Below are 16,383 nucleotides of genomic sequence, written 5' to 3' on the forward strand. Positions count from 1 at the left end.
ATGAATGAAATAAATTTCTGGCCTCGTGTAATCGAATTTATCCGGCAACGTGATCCGGTATTCCTGTCTAAGATAGCAGGTGTGCCAGGCGAGACTATCTCGGCGCTGATGACTGAGCATTGTATTACGCTACCAGCTGCTTATATAACATTCTTACAACTGATGGGTGCCAACAGTAATGGCTTTAACCCATTCGGCCCTACAGGGGATCATCATTTCGCCACTATTATAAAGCGGCTGAAGGAACCCTCCGGACAGTTCTTTCCGGTTGATGGGGATGCATTGTTAGAAACGAATGAAACCTTTTGCGAACGTATCATCAGTAGTGTGTTTTACCACTTCGGACTACGTGGTCTTGCTGCCAAAAGTGAGATACGCATGCACGAACCCGGCGCATATCAGGAGGTCCTCTCGCTATTGCTGAGTATGGGACTCATGTCTACGTTGCCAATGCTGGAACGTGTGTCTTGTTTGCAGGGAGGGCCACTCATCATAATCGTTGAGGTAAATGAGTCTCTGACATTGAATTTCGGGAGCAACGATCCGAAGGCTGTAAAGACATTGAGCAAACAGTTGCTCGCGAATCCACTAATACAACCTAAATGAGTACAGATATCGAAAAAATAAAAAACTTTAAACGCCTGTACATTGCTGTCAATCGATTGATGGTCAGTTTTGAAGAAACAGCTAAAAGCGGTCAGTTCGACGAACAATGTATTGAACAGTCTATTATCAACATAAATAAGATGATAGAAATGTTCCCATTCGAATTTCCAATTGTATCTGAGAGATATCCAAAGGATCGTCTTGTGATTATTAATCTGAAAGATGCAGAGGATGAGCCACAGGAAAAAATGGTGGAGGAAAATGGAGAGAAGCAATTTGTTTTTCCTGAGAATACGCATGTCTTGTTTGAATCTACTATACTAACTAGTTTGGAGGATTGGAAATTTAAAGTATGGAATAGTGTAGTATACAATTTTTCTGATACAGCCATCCGGAAAAAATATGTTCCTCTGATGCTTGCACAAGCAGAGAAATGCCTGGCATCTTTCCCGAAACCGGTCTATTGGCAGGAGTGGCAAAAAGATATGATTACGCTTTATACCAACCAGATTGGCTGGGCCGCTTTTGAATATGAAGAGGATCGGAATAAATTAGAAGAAGCTTTAAGTAAAGTGGAAAGAGGGTTTGAATTTTCCAATTGGGATAATCGTAAATACATTAAAGCAACTAAAGCAGAATTCTTAATAAAACTGGGGAGGAATGAAGAAGCTTACTTAATCATGTTTGAAGCCTTTAAAAGAAATCCTGTTGATCCTGGTTTTCTTGCGCTGAAAACAGATGGGAAATACCTGGATTGGGTAAAAGCAAAAGAAAAGAAAGAAAAAGAAGCTAAACAGGAAGAAAAGAAAATATATAAGTCATTCCTGGGATTTGTAGCCGAGGAACAGGCTAAAGTAACAGACCGGTTCGAAAATCCGGAACATCCTCTTGTTGTACAGTATACAGATGTACTTAATCTTATCAAACAGCGCATGGTGTCCGTAAAGCTACACCTGATGTATAAGAAATCCGGATGGAAAACGGCTGATGAAGAAAAGTATAAAGATGCGTTTGTTCTTAATAAATATTCTGTAAAAGAGCTGGAGCAATATGAAGTAAAAAACGGACTTCGGTTACCGGATGAACTAAAAGCATATCTGCTGGAAATCGGAGAGGGTGGCAAAGAATATTTCTGCTACAGTGGTGTGAGTCTTCCGGATAAAAAGAAACTTTCAAACGTGAAAAAGCTGTTTCCTGTTACTCCTGATAAAATTCATAACATCAAACATTACTGGCGCATTAAAGCCTGGATAGACCCATACGACGGGGAAGAGTGGAAAGAAGAAGGGATCTTTAAGAAAAAAGATGATCTCAATGCGATGTTCGGTTTACCGGAAAAGGCTAAAAGAACGGATGGATGTATGTACCTGGGGCCTTCAAATGAACAGGATGAACTATACCTTATCATGAATGGTGCATTTGAAGGGGAAGTATGGGTAGATACAGTAGCATATGGCCCGGAGGCGGACGGTTGTTTTGGAGCTGCATCTGCACAACGGCTGACTCTTTTACAATTCATCGCAGAAAGTTTACTGGCAAAACAGGTAGGTTATACGGAAGCTTCTGATAAAGGGTCCTGGAAATGACGAGCAACAAAGCTCTTGCTCTTTGGCTGGACAACGCGTAATAATATCAACATGCTTGACGAATTACAATTACATCTGAAGATGCGCAGTGGCGAATACTGCGCGGCACGTGTTGGCGTAACGTTGGTGCTTTACTATGCGAAGTCGATGGAGGAGCTGGCAGACGTTGTTCCGAAGATGTATGAACTCTACCAGTCTTTTATTCCTAAAGGGGCATTGCGGTCATTATTAGGAACAACGGGCGTGTGGCGAAAAGCTACAAAACAGGCACTGGCGTCCAGGTTTCGTCAGTTACACAAGGAGGGGGTAGATTATACCTCAATTAACCTGAATTCTGGTGAACCGGGGCATGTTGGAGACTATGGCTTCCACTTCTTTGCATCAGATTTGTGTCATACGGACATCTACCCGCGCGAGACATGCTCCTTTATCATGGAGTTTCCTGTTGAAGCGCTTGCGCCGGAACAACGGGGACGCTTCAAAGAGTTTGTGATGGCAGTATCCGGAATAGCAGACTTTGAATCAGGATATGGAGGTTATGCATTCAAGCATCTGTCACGGACATGGCGTGGGCAGGCATTAGACTGGATTTCCAGACTTACACATCGCTATCTGGCGCTTGACATCAGTAATGACAGCTTCAAAGTGGTGGCCCGCCGCAGGGTGGTGAATGTATCGTGGATTACGCTGTTGGGCCATGATCTGACAGCTGACCTGGGAGGTACAGAACGTATCCGTGAGCAATTATCACCGGAAGTGGGTATGCAATCACTGACGAATGGGACAATACTGATTGCCGGCGATACACCGCCTATAGGCGACACGAACGGCGATTTACAGGATATCCGATGGCTGAAGGAAGTGGCAGCGTTAACGAAGCCCGTAAGGGCCAAAATGGAGATCGGTTTTGGTAGCCCCACTTTCCGGCGCACCTGGCTGAACCGGCTCGATATAAATGAAAAACCTATTTAAAAGATGAATAATTCAGAAAAGATCCTGGCATTTAAACGCTTGTATGTTGCAGCGGATAAGTTGGTGGGAAATGCCCATGAAAGGATATCAAAAGGAACGTTAGATGAAGCTGATGTGGATCAGGCTATAACATACCTGGATGAGATGCTGGCGCTGTTGCCAATCAGCCCGGCCGGGGTATTGCATTCTTCGGATGAACCGGTGTTATTGATCAATCTCAAAGATCCTGAAGATGAACCGAAGGAAAGGAAGATAAAGGCGAATGGAATGACAAAATATGTTATTTCGGAAGACGTCAGGAAATTGCGTGAGTCAGCAATACTGTTTACGCTGGAAGACTGGAAGTTTTCACTTTTTAATTTTGTTACAGTACTGGCTCCGGAAGAAAGCAGTAAACAAAAATACAAACCCCTGATGCTCGCCCAGGCAGAGAAATGTTTTGGTTTTTTTGCTAATAGGGACCAATTATATTTCGGGGAAATGGACAAGATTGTGCTATACGCCAACCAGATAGGCTGGTATGCTTTTGAAGAGGAGCAGGATCCTGTTAAACTGGAGAAGGCTTTGGCTATATTGGAAGATGGTGTTAAACATTCCGACTGGCACGACCGGAAATACATCAAAGATACTTATGTACGATTACTATTGAAACTCGGTAAGGGGGAAGAAGCTTATCCTATTATAGGCGAAGCGTTTGAAATCGATCCAGGATATCCTGATTTCCAGGATCTGAAAAACGATGAACAGTTTATCCGCTGGGGTAAAGGTGATGCAAAACGCAAAAAGGAAGAAGCAAAGCGTAAAAAAGAAGAACAGAAGGTTTTCCTGAAAAGTGTAAGTGATGAACAGGAGAAAGTAAAGGATCAGTTCATACAGCCTGATCATACACTTGTACAGCAACATGCTGCTATGCTTAATGTGATCAAACAACGTATGGTGGCCGGCCGGATGCTCTTGTTAAATGAAGCGGAGCCAGATGAAATCGATGATTATAATGAGGACTTTAAGTTGCATACCTGGTCTGTACAGGAGCTTGAAGCATTTGAAAAAAAGCATGGACTGCAATTACCCGATGAATATAAAGTATATCTCATGGAGATCGGCAGTGGTGGTGTCGCCTATTTCTGGCAGGATGATATAGGAGGTATTGATGTGATTGACGATAAGAAGAAAATTAAACAGATAAAAAAGCCTTTCCCGATAACAACCGACAAAATTCATGAGGTAGATAATTTTTATGGTGTTAAAGCCTGGGTATACCCGGATGATGAAGAATGGATAGAGGAAGGCATTCTCCCGGAAGGAACTGATATGGAAGCTCTTTTTGGTTTACCGGATAAAGCTGAGATAACCGATGGCTGTATGTTCCTGGCCAACTCCGGTGCACGGAATGCACTATTCCTGATCATGAATGGTGAATTTAAAGGTGAAATATGGTCGGACAGACTGCAATATGGTGCTGAAGTAAGAGGTTGTTTTGGTCCGGCTTCGACTAAACGATTGAAGCTGTTGGAATTTATAGCTGAGAGTTTGCTTTCTAAAGAAAAGGGAGCTAAAAATGCTGATAAAGGAGATTGGATGTAACAAATTACTTAACCATAAAAATTGCCGACTTATGAGTAGCGAAAAAGAATTAATGGGGTTTATAGGTTCCGCTGACTTTGATAAGGTTGATAATATTAAAAACCTTATAGAGGAAGGTGTTGACATTAATTACGTATTCCAGAAAGCTGAACAGGTTGATAATCTGTGGTTCAGCAGAACGCCTTTGATGGAATGTATTATAACAGCGGGCATCAGCCAGTCTGAGGAAGATTTTGAAGTATTTGAATTGCTGACAGAGAATGGTGCAGACATGAAAATAACAGATGAATCAGGCAATACACCGGCTCTCATAGCTGTCAGGTATTTCGCACTGGACATCCTTAGATTTCTTGTTCAACAGGGCGCAAATATCCATGATCAGAATACGGCTGAAGAGAATGCGTTCGACATTATAATAGCCAGATATGAAGAAGAAAGAGAGGAATTGGGTGAAGAAGATGTGAACGATAAGGGGGAAGCGTTTGAAAGAATGCTGGAACGGATTGATGCCATTGTTGAAAATGGGTACGATCTGTCCGCCGGAAAATACCCGGCTACTGAGTGTGCACTGCTTAACATCAGTGAAAACAGATTGCCTGCCGAAACATTGATTTATCTGTTTGATAAAGGAGCCGATCCAAGAGGATATGTTAACCCGGAAGAGGGTACTCCCTTCCCATTGTTGGAAGCAGCTTTTTGTAACAACCTGCCTGATGAAGAACTGGTAGCTATGATCGGAAAAATAGGTGTTGAGTATGTGTATGAACAATACGTAGAGAGTACCCCGCTACTCCTCGCTGTCCATAACCAGAATGAGGTAGTTATAAAAAATCTCATCTCCTCAGGAGCAGATGTTCATATACAAAACGATCGGGCTCTTAGAGTAGCCTGCGATACAGGGAACCTGGAAATAGTAAAATACCTGGTCGGACATGGGGCCATAATCAATGCAACTGATTTACGTGGAGATAATTCGGTTGCGCTTGCAGAAAAGCTAGGTTTTACAGATATTGTAGCATTCTTAAAATCAAAATTGTAAGATAAATATGGGAATGCACGAATTTGAAGCTGGCGCTGATATAGCTGTTATGGCACTGGATAAAAGTAAAGATACCAATACAATGGATCTGAGGTCCATGTACTATTCAGTGGCAAAATTCACAGGACAGTGGGATGCTTCTTTGCAGCATTTTCACGTACTTGCGCTTCTGCTGAAACACCGGTTCACATATGCATTTCCGGTACAGGAACACCCGGACTATATACAGTACAAAACATATTTTGATGGCCTTACCGGCTATCAGGGTATTAACCGTGTACCCGGTGAAGAATGGGACCAGGAGAACCCGCAGGTAGCCATGTATTGCAATCCATCGGAAACCTGGAATGATTATACCGGCACCAATGTTCCCGAACACCTCAGAAATACCGGTATGATATATTTTGATGCCGGTAGCGAGCTTTGGCAACGGTTTGTGGACGCCGGGAAATTAGCCGGTACAGATGCAGTTTCCCCCAAAGAAATACCTGTTGAAGAAGTCATTGCAGCGGTAGTAACCGTAGCGCAGGAACAGGGAGATGTGGACATTATCAGCTTCTGGTATCCGTTAATAACAACAATCGCTGCATTTGTAGCACCTAAGGAGATCGCATTGCTGAAACAAAATCCGCATTTAATAAAAATCCGGGAGATAGCGACTGCCACAGAAGCCTATAAAAAGAATAATGACTACGGCGCTACCCGTTTACCGTCGCCTGATGACTTTAAAAGTAATTTTCTGGAATGGGGTGTTGGTGAAGAACTAAGTGATCTTTTTCAATGGTGGTACCAGCCACTGAGACAATGGTACGAATCTCCTGAATATACTAATCAATAAAAATACTATGGAATCACCTACTCCAAAATTATTCACCAGGGAAGAGATTAATCAACGGTTTGACCTGCGTAAATACGATTCAATAAATCGTCTTGATCATGAACGGATTCTCTTCTTTGATGGTGATACGACTATTGCTGAAAATCTCGATTCAGACTGGGCAGAGAAAGTGCTGCAGGAATTAAATGAAGATGATTCCCTGCGTTCCGTATTGATTATGATCAATGGGAATTTAACAGTGGAAGGAAATATTAATATTGCTGACTATCACCCGCTGTTGCTCGTATTGGGTAATGTACATTGTGAGGTGTTAAAAAGCGGAGACGATACTATTCACATTACCGGTGATGCGCATATCAAATATGCTTTCTTTGGTCATTATAACGATGGTAGCATTATTGTAGAAGGAACTACCTACGTGCCGTATGTATTGAACGAAGATCACTCATCTTCCATCACACCGGAAGGAGCCACGCTTATTAATTTATACAGTGATCAGAATGATTTCTTCGAATATGATTATACGCGCAATGTTCTTTCTGATATACTTATCCCTGCTGCTTTGGATAAAAATGAAGAGGTGGATGTATGGAAGTTTATTGATGTTGTTAAATCGGGTCAGTCACCTTTTAAAGAAGGAGTAAAACCTACCAGGTTAGTACATGAAGAAGAGCTTGACAGGTATACATCCGGCAATATTGAAGAAGTGCTGGAACTGGATTGGTCAGATAAGAAGTTAAACGTGTTTCCGGAGTCCATTGCCAAACTGAAGCAGCTTAAAAAACTCAACCTGTCAAAAAATGACATTAGTGAAATCCCTGCTATCATTGGTGAGCTTGAAAACCTGGAAGAGCTTTATATGCAGAATTGTGGCGTGAAAACCATTTCTGAAGCTATAGGCAAACTTAAAAAATTACGTGTATGGGATCTGAACGGCAACTATCATCTGAACGCGCTGCCTGATACTATTGGTGACCTGAATGATTTGCAAACGCTGAAGATTGATTACATCCCGGTAGCTCTTCCCGAAAGTTTAGCACGTCTGGAGAAACTGGAAGAGATCAGCATGTATAAGTGCTATTCAGATATTAATAATCCCGCACCTTTTCCTGAAGTGTTAACAAGGTTGAAGAATCTGAAAAGATTTGATTTTCGTGCAAATCACATCAAAGAGATGCCAGACAGCATCCTTGCTATTCAAACGCTGGAGGAATTTATATGGACTGACGGAAGTACGAACTCTCATAACTTCCCTGATTTCGCACACTTTAAAAATCTTAGAAAATTAGTGATCAGTAAGAAGTTTAATAGCTGGAAAGAGAGGATATTTAATATTCCCTCTTTAGAGCATCTGGTAATTAGTCAGAACAAAGAGAACAAGGAATATTTTGATCAGGAGACACTTGATATCTGGACAGAGCTTTCTCTTGAAAATGGGGAAGAATTTAAGAAACGCCTTCAGTGGATTATAGAAAATAAACAACTGGAAGCCGATGGACGGTTTTCAAATATTATTACTCCTGGTATGAAACGTGAAGAACTACAGGATATTTATAAGTTGCAGCAATTGAAACACCTGGATCTGTCATCCAATGATTTATCATACCTGCCAGATACATTTTTTCAACTTAAAAACCTGGAGCATCTCGATTTGGGAGGCAATCAATTTCCGGAGGATGTACAGGCGAAGATCACTCAGGCTTTCCCCGATACCCGGATAATCTGGATGAGTGAAATAGAAAGAAGAATGCAGGATTTACGTAATACTATTACTGAAGAATAAAATGGAGAAAATAATCGATACTATCCGCCGTCTGGAACCTGAAATCAATAATCAGGGTATCCTTATTGAATTTACAGATCCTATAGAGATGCAGGAAGTAAGGGACTTCGAAGCAGATTTTGGCTTTACATTTCCGGAGGATTATACCGAATTTATTACCACACATGGGTTAATGGGTTTTAAGATTTTAAAATCAGACAAACAAATGTGTGATATGTATGAGCCGGTAATTATTGCTGAAGAACTGGAGGATGTGCGTGATCTTGAAGGCGAATGGAGTGGGCAAATATTTATATTTCAAAAATTTGCTTCCCCTGATAGCTTTGACTTTTATGCTTTTCGAAAAACCGGGACAGTAACAGATGTTGTTTCCTATTTAGATGATGGAGGAGTCAGTTTTATTGCCCCAACGTTTACTGAGCACATTGAGATCCTGCTAAAGAGTATGATAGATGGATCGTACCGCAATAAATACAACAATTATATCAGGTACGATAAAGCAGTTTTTGATGCGAAGGAACTGCAAGCGGAATATCAGTTTGCCATGCAGCGTACTTTCCAGGAAGCGGGTACCTACCTTGGTAACACTAAGGATAAAGTAAAATTGCAGAAGGCACTGGAATTATACGATGAGGTAATCGAATATTTCAGCACAGGAAAAGTAATAGATGATCATTTTTTGTTGAACGCTAATTTCCTGAAGATGTGGGCATACTCCTATCTGCTAGGGAATTGTCGCCAGGAATTTACTGCAGCAGAGATCTCTGCCTTGCAACAGGCAATCATTAAGCAATCTGAGTATACGCTGACATTGGTTCCGGATAATTCAAATCATTTTTCCGATAAAGCGTCAATACGGGTAATCTGTAATACCCTGGCCTGGTATATGGCAGAGAGTACGCAACAAAAAGAGGTGTTAGAGAAGGCACTTGGGATTATACAACAGGGCATAGATCATATTGAAACAGAACTACATTATTTTCTTTATGATACACAGGTAAGGATTTTACTCAAATTGGAGAGAACAGAAGAAGCATATCAGATCATACACAATATATTGGGCTTGTTGCCTGATTTTGCTGATTTTCAGGAATTTAAAAGTGATGAAGGGTATAATGCCTGGCTGGGAAAATTATAAATTGTTAATACATGTAGAGCATTTGTAGTAGCCTGATTTCTACAGAATCTGTTTACGCAATGTATTTTTGATGATTACTGATAGCAATGGATAATTTTTAATAGATACGATGGAAAAACCAATTTCAAAATCAACAGTATTTATTACAGGTGCTGCGAGATTCCATGATCTGATTTATTTGATAGGACGGGACAAGGATCTGGATGTTCAACATGTAGGGCACTCCCGGCTCATTGGATTTGATGGGGGGAAGTTTGGCCATATGGGTGATCGCAACTGGAACGCTCATGCTATTGCTATCGCGAAGCAGCCAACAGAGCGTTTAGTGATTATAGGTGAAAGTGGTGAAGTTTTTACCTATGCTGCCGGCAAATCAACGTCCAGACAAATATCTCCTGAACCCAGTGCTATTCGTTCGGCAGGTGTGATTGACGGATATGTATATGCTTGTGGGATGAAACATGAGGTTTACAGACGCAATAGCGATGATAGCTGGATAGCGATCCCTAAACCAGCGCAACAAGCGCTGGCAGATCTCGAGGCTATTGGAGGTTTTGGAGAATCGGAAGTATATGCAGCCGGGTGGTCTGGTGAAGTCTGGCTTTGGGATGGTATATCATGGTCTGTAGTATCAGCTTTAACAAATCGTATTTTAACATCCATGTGTATTACAGATAGAGGCGAAGTTGTCATCTGTGGTCAGGGTGGAGTAATGATCCGTGGACGCAATCAGCAATGGTCGAAGATGGATTTGGGAGAGTATAAGGACGATATCTGGGATGTCGCCTGGTATAAGGATAAACTCTATTTTTCAACCATGACAAATCTTTACTGTCTTTCTGAGAATGGTCCGGAAGCTGTTCAGTTCTCAGATGATAAACCTAATACATTTTATCACCTAAGTCAGGCAGAAGGTGTACTATGGTCTATAGGAGCGTCTGATGTTTTCTCCTTCAATGGTGATAACTGGAGCCGTATTGATTAGAACTGAATCTGGTGATCAAATTGGTTGCCAGACAATAGAAAATGACTAATTCAAAAAATTATAAAAATGGAATTACCACCTATAAGCTTTGGCCCTGGGTTCGTTGAAAATGCAAATATAGTAAGGGTAATATGTCACATCGGAGAAGGTGCTGATACTGTTACAACTGTGGCTCGCTGGGACGGATTAGAAAACAAGTGGGGGTTATTTCCCATGAAATGGATACCTGTAGCCCAGGCTATGCTGGATCTCCCTCATCCATGTTATTTTACGCTTAGTACCAATGGTACTGTTGGTTTTGGATATGGCGATTATCATGAAGAACAGATTGATGATATCAGAGGTCCTATGCGGGATCTTCGTGCCATAGACAATCAGTTGTATGCCACCGGAATGGGGCGTCAGGTCTATAGGAAGGAACCTGATGGGTCCTGGTTAAGAATTGATGAGGGTGTTGTTGTACCAAAAGGAGAGATAAGCCCCAGCGGATTTTCATCGATTGATGGAACCTCCGGAGAGGATATCTGGGCAGTAGGTATGCTTGGTGAGATATGGCATTTTGATGGCAATCAGTGGACAAAACATGAAAGTCCTGTAAAGGTGATGCTCAACCGGGTTGTAGCTGTTGATCCGGATCTGGTGTATGTAGTAGGACAAAAAGGAGTTGTGCTGAAGTATAACAGAAATCGGTGGAGCGTGTTATACAATACCCCGGATATAGGTGATCTCTGGGATGCTGAGTGGTATCTTGATGCGCTCTACGTAGCATCAGAAAAGAATATCTATCGCCTGCTGGATAACAACTGTCTTAAACCTGTTTCAACAACGGCAGCAAGTAGTTTTGGGCATCTGCATGCAAAGGATGGAGTGCTTTGGTCCTTCGGAACAGGTCATCTGGCATTTACCAGTGACGGAGAGACATGGAATGCGGCAAAACCACTGTTATAAATTATAGGTATGATGATGAATAGTTATTTCAAACCCCCTGAAGAAATTAACAGTCTTTTTCAGAAGGCTTCTGAGGCATTGGAGCAACACGGCTATGATGCTGCAGAAATTCTTTTCGAAGAGGCGTTTCGTCATGATCCTTATCGGCTGCAGGCACATTATGAATTAGCGCTTTATTTCGCTTCGGTTAACAACGCTCATCGTTTTAAGGAACACTTGTTCATTTGCTGGAATATTGATCCTGTATACAAAGAAAAAATATCGGCTGATAATGCGTTCATCACTGAATTTATTGCAGCAAAAGAGGAAAGAAGGTGGTGTAAAAGGGAATTTGAAGCCATAGCCCCTCCGTCACGGTATGAAACTTTGTTGAAATTTAAGCCTGCTCACAAAAAAGAGATGCTGGTTTTTGCTAATTCATTGGATACTGAAACAGCAGAATATTTTATAATTGATAAACCTCGTACTGCACCTTCTCTGTCTGAGCTGCATAAGGAACCTGACTTTGAGAAAATTGATTATTGCAGACTGGATCATTTTTCAGAACGGGCCGCGATTGATTGTGCCCCTGAAAAATTGTATGCAGCACTACAAAGAATAAGCCCTTATATAGAAGATGTACGCTTTCTTGTGACATCTGAATGGGATCCTTTTGTTGATGAAGTGATTATATTAAATGGAATGTTTAATATTTATCGCCATCCTGTAGGAACAGATAGATATCAGGACCTGTGGGACTATTTTGAACCAATCGTCCAATTGTATCCGGAAGACAGGATGCTCAGGCATTGGTTATGCAGAGAATATCAGGATGATGTTCTTATGAGGATCGGATATAGATCACACTTTGGTGAGCCGGAGGAATACCTGGATAATGCAATCCGCCTGTCTTCCCCTGAAGATCCATGGATGCCCTATGTATTGGGGAAATTAGCGCTCAGTAAGAATGAAACTGAAACAGCATTGAAATATTTAAGGGAAGCTGCTGCAAAAACATCCGACAGCCTGAAGGCTGCCCGCAAGGATTTACTTTTAAACAAACCGGATCTTCGGGATCTGAAAGATAAAATAGCAGCGCGTTTAAATGGATGATAAAGATATTCCAATGGAGAAAAATACATTCCCTGAATCACTTCTGCAATATCAAAAGCGCATTGAATCGACAGCTATGCCGTCTGTACTTTTATCATTAAAGAAAGAAAAGACGGAATTGTATCAAAGTAAAATAGGGGGTGAACCTTATTTCCCCCGTGATTATCCACCGGATATATTTTATCTTCCTTATCCTGCTATTGTAAATCCTTCACCCTGGTCTAAACTCAGGGAAACAGGAAGGGAACTGATGTTGCTCCTGCAGATCAATTTTGAAGAAATGCCATCCTTGCCTTCTTTCCCGGAAAAAGGAATATTGCAGATTTTTGTGAATGATTATGATTGGCATCACCTGGACACCGATCTGCAGGTTATTTACCATCCCGAAATAATCCGGAATAAAGATCTCCTGTTTTCCGATTTTAATGCTCCATTAGAATCGTTCAGAGTTAAGGAACATTCCCTTTCCTTTCGAAAGGAAACAGAATTTATAACTCCTTCTGATTTTCGTTTTGAAGAGGTACTACCATATACTACTGTATTTAAGGACAATCTTCAGGCAGGGAAGGATTACTCAAAACTTACCGACTACCGTTATTTCAAACAACATAGAGAATGGGGACTTGGAAGGAATAAAATAGGTGGATATCATCATTCCCAGAATTTCCAGGATCCCAGGAAATCACTCCCTGACTGGCAGGATAGTCTTTTATTAGTTCAGTTTGACGAATATGATGAAGGGCTTTATTGGGCAGATGGAGGCAGTGCGCAATTCTTTATCAAAAGAGAAGACCTGGAAAATCTTAATTTTCAAGACCTGCTTTTTCATTGGGACTCTACGTGAACCCGGATGTTATCCGGATCTGAAATAATTAGCAGAAAAGAAAAGACAAAAACCTATGGAACTCAACTACACGCCTCCACCCCACATTGCTGCCGCTGATTTGCCGCAGACGCCGGTCGCCTACCGTTGGGACAACACAACAGAGGAGGAGATGAAATTCTTCCAGATGAACATCGCGCACCGTATGGCAGAGATGTCTGGCAGGGCTGCATTGGCGTTTTCGTTGGGTGCGTTGGAATGGACGTTGTGGCGGCTGCGTCCGGAACTTCCGGGAGATGACGTGTTTCAGTTCCTTGATGCGGCCTGGGCTGCGCTCGTCGATTGGCGCTATCTCAAATCTTTTGACCTGCCTGAATGGGAGCCAGCCTTTGAACGGCCAGTAGGAGGGCCTCTTTGGGAGTCGTTTAATGTGTTACATGGCTCCTTCGTACAAGCGCGTAACGGCAAGCCGTTTATGCATAATCCGGTGATCATCTCGAAGATCGCATTGTACGTGTGTGGACGACCAGAGGCCTTCAAGGCCTGGCGTCGCTCCATCATCAGGCGCTTGGTTGGGATGTACCCGATGGACCGTGCAGCGCCTGCCGGTCGCCCGGTACCACGCAGCCTGCTCAATCCTGGCTATGTCCCGTCTCCGGAGATGGACAACAGACATATCGCTGATTATCTGGCTGGCCTCAACTGGCAGACCAACCGGTTCCTCCATTCGCCTGAAGAACTAAAGGAGAAAGGCTTTGAGGGCGAGCCTTACACCTTTTAAAACTAATTTTTATGAATAGCTATTTTAAAACGCAGGAAGAAATCAGCCATCTCTTTCAGATCGCCTTTGAGGAATTAGACAGGAATGGATATGATACTGCTGCTGTCTTTTTTAAAGATGCTTTTCGTCATGACCCTTATCGACTGGAAGCTCATTATAATTTAGCTATTTATTTCGCGTCTATAAAAGATGTAGATCGTTTTAAGGATCATTTCTTCAAGTGCTGGAATATTGATGTGGCATACAAAGAAAAAATAGCGACTGATGATGTTGTGGTGAATGCATTGGGTGATGTATCTATTGCAGAAGTTATTGCAGCGAAAGATCAACCGGATTTATCGATGACAAAGGATTTCATGGCCATAGATCCGGCAGGATATGACATCATTTTGAAATTTAAGCCCGCACATAAAAAAGGGATAGAGGAATTTTATCACTCACTGGACTATAAAATTGCCAATTGGTTTATAATTGATCAGCCAGATACTCCTGCTACCTTTACGGAGTATGTAAATAGTGAAGAGGAGTATGATTTTGATAAGATCGATTTTTTCATGTTGTCTTCTAACAGGAAATACATGGAAGGTACGCCCGAAGGATTGTTTGCTGCATTGCAGCAAATAAGTGCTTATATAGAAGACGTGCGTTTCCTTACAACATCGGAGTGGGATGAATATATGGAAGAAGTGGTGATTGAAGGGGGGAAGATGCATATTTACCTTCATTTGCTGGGGCCGGATACTTATGATGAGCAGTTGGAATGTTTTCAGAGAGTTGTTGATTCGTATCCGGAAGATAGTATGTTATGGAGCTGGTTGTACATACAATACCAGAATATGGTTGAGGCTACACTCGCAAACGATTGGCTGGATAAAGCAGCGGAATCTTTGGATAAAGCCTTTGCTATGTCTAAATCAGATGATCCGGGATTACTTTACCTGAAAGGGAGGTTAGTACTTGGCAGAGGAGATATCAACGCAGCAATCATTTGTTTCAAAGAAGCCATAGCAAAAAATTATCGCGTATTTAAGATCTACAGAGATTTAGGCGAACTGTTATTTAATACAGATGAGTACAGGGAAAGCATACAGTATTTTTCAGCGGCGCTGGACATTCAGACAGATGTTAATATTTGTCTTAAAAGAGCATTGGCGTATTATAAAATAGGAAAGATAGAAAAAGCAAATATTGATATTGAGTTCTACATCTCCAGGATAAATTCATACAATAATTCAATGCTTGTGTATGGAGGGTGGTTGTTTTCAAACGCCGGTTTTAGCATTCCTGCAAATATGTTTTTTGAAGCAGCGCTGGAGGGAAATATGTTGTTTGAAAAGTATCTGGCTGAAAAAATACATGAATATGGAGCATCTGGTGATTCTTTCTATAGCAGGCAGCTGACCGAAAATATTGCACTGAGAGTACGTGCCTATATTGGATTAATGCTAAATGCAGCATCGCCTGCATCTGAACAGGAATATGAGGAGAAAGCGCTGGCGCTTGCAGAAAAGGATGCGGAGCTTTTATTCAATATCGGTGTTTGGTTCCGGGATAAAAAGAGAATGGAGGAGGAGAAATATTATGACCTGTCCATTGCACAGGATCCACATTTTATCAAATCCCTGAATAATAAAAGTATCATCCGGTTGCAACAAGGGGATTATACAGCAGTATTGAAATTAGCCAAACAGATGGAAGCCGCAGATCGGGATTATCCTGGCACCTGTATCACGAAAGGGAATGCGCATTATCACCTGAAAGATTATGAAAATGCACTGATCGCTTATGAAAAACATATTGTACTGATGCCTGCATCAGAACTTGGCTATTTTGGTGTGGGATTTACTTATGTTCATATGAGACAAGATGAAAAGGCGATTCCTTATCTGTTGAAAGCTATTGAAATAGCTCCGGAAGGGGCGCAGGTAAATGAAATATATAGTAACCTGGCATGCTGTTATAACAATACCGGACGGTTAGAAGAAGGGATTGTAATGGCAGAGAGATCAATTGCTATTAATCCTCATTATTACCACCCGTACTATATGCTGGCATGTATTTATGCAAAGCAGGATCATTTGGATGATGCTCTGAAAATGGTACAACAGGCACTATCACAGGATGCATCCCAGCGGGATTTAATTTTATATGAAGCTGATCTTTTGAAGCTGAACCTAAAGGATAAAATATAGATACCATTAGCATAAT

General features: G+C 41.6%; 14 protein-coding genes. All 14 read left to right on the plus strand.

Translation table 11 applies throughout. The features are described from left to right. The 14 genes from BMW86_RS20430 to BMW86_RS20495 all read left to right on the plus strand — a co-directional run bounded on the left by BMW86_RS20430 (position 1) and on the right by BMW86_RS20495 (position 16,367). Complete coding sequence (locus tag BMW86_RS20430; RefSeq protein WP_089783803.1) at positions 1 to 606, plus strand: hypothetical protein; 606 nt, start codon at positions 1 to 3, stop codon at positions 604 to 606. Continuing rightward, positions 603 to 2,192 (plus strand): hypothetical protein, encoded by a 1,590-nt coding sequence (locus BMW86_RS20435; protein WP_089783804.1) that lies wholly within the window; start codon positions 603 to 605, stop codon positions 2,190 to 2,192. The genes BMW86_RS20430 and BMW86_RS20435 overlap by 4 nt, the downstream gene beginning before the upstream one ends. Before the next feature lie 51 nt (positions 2,193 to 2,243). Continuing rightward, positions 2,244 to 3,164 (plus strand): type VI immunity family protein, encoded by a 921-nt coding sequence (locus BMW86_RS20440; RefSeq protein WP_089783805.1) that lies wholly within the window; start codon positions 2,244 to 2,246, stop codon positions 3,162 to 3,164. A gap of 3 nt (positions 3,165 to 3,167) precedes the next feature. Then, positions 3,168 to 4,748, plus strand: a complete 1,581-nt coding sequence (locus BMW86_RS20445) for an SMI1/KNR4 family protein (RefSeq protein ID WP_089783806.1) — start codon at positions 3,168 to 3,170, stop codon at positions 4,746 to 4,748. A gap of 31 nt (positions 4,749 to 4,779) precedes the next feature. After that, complete coding sequence (locus BMW86_RS20450) at positions 4,780 to 5,787, plus strand: ankyrin repeat domain-containing protein (protein WP_177189334.1); 1,008 nt, start codon at positions 4,780 to 4,782, stop codon at positions 5,785 to 5,787. Between the two features lie 7 nt (positions 5,788 to 5,794). Then, on the plus strand, positions 5,795 to 6,625 hold the full coding sequence (locus BMW86_RS20455; protein ID WP_089783808.1) for a hypothetical protein: 831 nt from the start codon (positions 5,795 to 5,797) through the stop codon (positions 6,623 to 6,625). Between the two features lie 7 nt (positions 6,626 to 6,632). Beyond that, the gene (locus tag BMW86_RS20460; RefSeq protein WP_089783809.1) at positions 6,633 to 8,408 is read left to right on the plus strand and encodes a leucine-rich repeat domain-containing protein; all 1,776 of its coding nucleotides are present in this window, start codon (positions 6,633 to 6,635) and stop codon (positions 8,406 to 8,408) included. A 1-nt stretch (position 8,409) separates the two neighbouring features. After that, complete coding sequence (locus BMW86_RS20465) at positions 8,410 to 9,546, plus strand: SMI1/KNR4 family protein (RefSeq protein WP_089783810.1); 1,137 nt, start codon at positions 8,410 to 8,412, stop codon at positions 9,544 to 9,546. 109 nt (positions 9,547 to 9,655) lie between these two features. Further along, positions 9,656 to 10,531, plus strand: a complete 876-nt coding sequence (locus BMW86_RS20470; RefSeq protein WP_089783811.1) for a beta propeller repeat protein — start codon at positions 9,656 to 9,658, stop codon at positions 10,529 to 10,531. 66 nt (positions 10,532 to 10,597) lie between these two features. After that, entirely contained in the window at positions 10,598 to 11,479 is an 882-nt protein-coding gene (locus BMW86_RS20475) for a hypothetical protein (protein WP_089783812.1), read from the plus strand. Positions 11,480 to 11,488: 9 nt separating this feature from the next. Continuing rightward, a complete protein-coding gene (locus tag BMW86_RS20480; RefSeq protein WP_089783813.1) occupies positions 11,489 to 12,571 on the plus strand; it encodes a hypothetical protein in 1,083 nt (360 codons plus the stop codon). Continuing rightward, positions 12,564 to 13,415: a YwqG family protein gene (locus tag BMW86_RS20485; protein WP_089783814.1), complete on the plus strand. Its 852-nt coding sequence runs from the start codon at positions 12,564 to 12,566 to the stop codon at positions 13,413 to 13,415. Before BMW86_RS20480 ends, BMW86_RS20485 begins: the two co-directional genes overlap by 8 nt. 55 nt (positions 13,416 to 13,470) lie before the next feature. Further along, positions 13,471 to 14,175, plus strand: a complete 705-nt coding sequence (locus BMW86_RS20490) for a hypothetical protein (protein WP_089783815.1) — start codon at positions 13,471 to 13,473, stop codon at positions 14,173 to 14,175. Between the two features lie 11 nt (positions 14,176 to 14,186). Next, on the plus strand, positions 14,187 to 16,367 hold the full coding sequence (locus BMW86_RS20495; RefSeq protein ID WP_089783816.1) for a tetratricopeptide repeat protein: 2,181 nt from the start codon (positions 14,187 to 14,189) through the stop codon (positions 16,365 to 16,367). Positions 16,368 to 16,383 lie beyond the last annotated feature (16 nt).

Source organism: Chitinophaga sp. YR573 (assembly GCF_900110995.1).
Classification (GTDB): Bacteria; Bacteroidota; Bacteroidia; order Chitinophagales; family Chitinophagaceae; genus Chitinophaga.

What these genes read in the sequence shown, in the direction of transcription:
- BMW86_RS20485 (WP_089783814.1), top strand. Translation starts at nt 12,564, where the DNA reads ATGGATGATAAAGATATTCCAATGGAGAAAAATACATTCCCTGAATCA.
- BMW86_RS20470 (WP_089783811.1), top strand. Translation starts at nt 9,656, where the DNA reads ATGGAAAAACCAATTTCAAAATCAACAGTATTTATTACAGGTGCTGCG.
- BMW86_RS20435 (WP_089783804.1), top strand. Translation starts at nt 603, where the DNA reads ATGAGTACAGATATCGAAAAAATAAAAAACTTTAAACGCCTGTACATT.
- BMW86_RS20450 (WP_177189334.1), top strand. Translation starts at nt 4,780, where the DNA reads ATGAGTAGCGAAAAAGAATTAATGGGGTTTATAGGTTCCGCTGACTTT.
- BMW86_RS20445 (WP_089783806.1), top strand. Translation starts at nt 3,168, where the DNA reads ATGAATAATTCAGAAAAGATCCTGGCATTTAAACGCTTGTATGTTGCA.
- BMW86_RS20495 (WP_089783816.1), top strand. Translation starts at nt 14,187, where the DNA reads ATGAATAGCTATTTTAAAACGCAGGAAGAAATCAGCCATCTCTTTCAG.
- BMW86_RS20490 (WP_089783815.1), top strand. Translation starts at nt 13,471, where the DNA reads ATGGAACTCAACTACACGCCTCCACCCCACATTGCTGCCGCTGATTTG.
- BMW86_RS20480 (WP_089783813.1), top strand. Translation starts at nt 11,489, where the DNA reads ATGATGATGAATAGTTATTTCAAACCCCCTGAAGAAATTAACAGTCTT.
- BMW86_RS20455 (WP_089783808.1), top strand. Translation starts at nt 5,795, where the DNA reads ATGGGAATGCACGAATTTGAAGCTGGCGCTGATATAGCTGTTATGGCA.
- BMW86_RS20430 (WP_089783803.1), top strand. Translation starts at nt 1, where the DNA reads ATGAATGAAATAAATTTCTGGCCTCGTGTAATCGAATTTATCCGGCAA.
- BMW86_RS20465 (WP_089783810.1), top strand. Translation starts at nt 8,410, where the DNA reads ATGGAGAAAATAATCGATACTATCCGCCGTCTGGAACCTGAAATCAAT.
- BMW86_RS20440 (WP_089783805.1), top strand. Translation starts at nt 2,244, where the DNA reads ATGCTTGACGAATTACAATTACATCTGAAGATGCGCAGTGGCGAATAC.
- BMW86_RS20460 (WP_089783809.1), top strand. Translation starts at nt 6,633, where the DNA reads ATGGAATCACCTACTCCAAAATTATTCACCAGGGAAGAGATTAATCAA.
- BMW86_RS20475 (WP_089783812.1), top strand. Translation starts at nt 10,598, where the DNA reads ATGGAATTACCACCTATAAGCTTTGGCCCTGGGTTCGTTGAAAATGCA.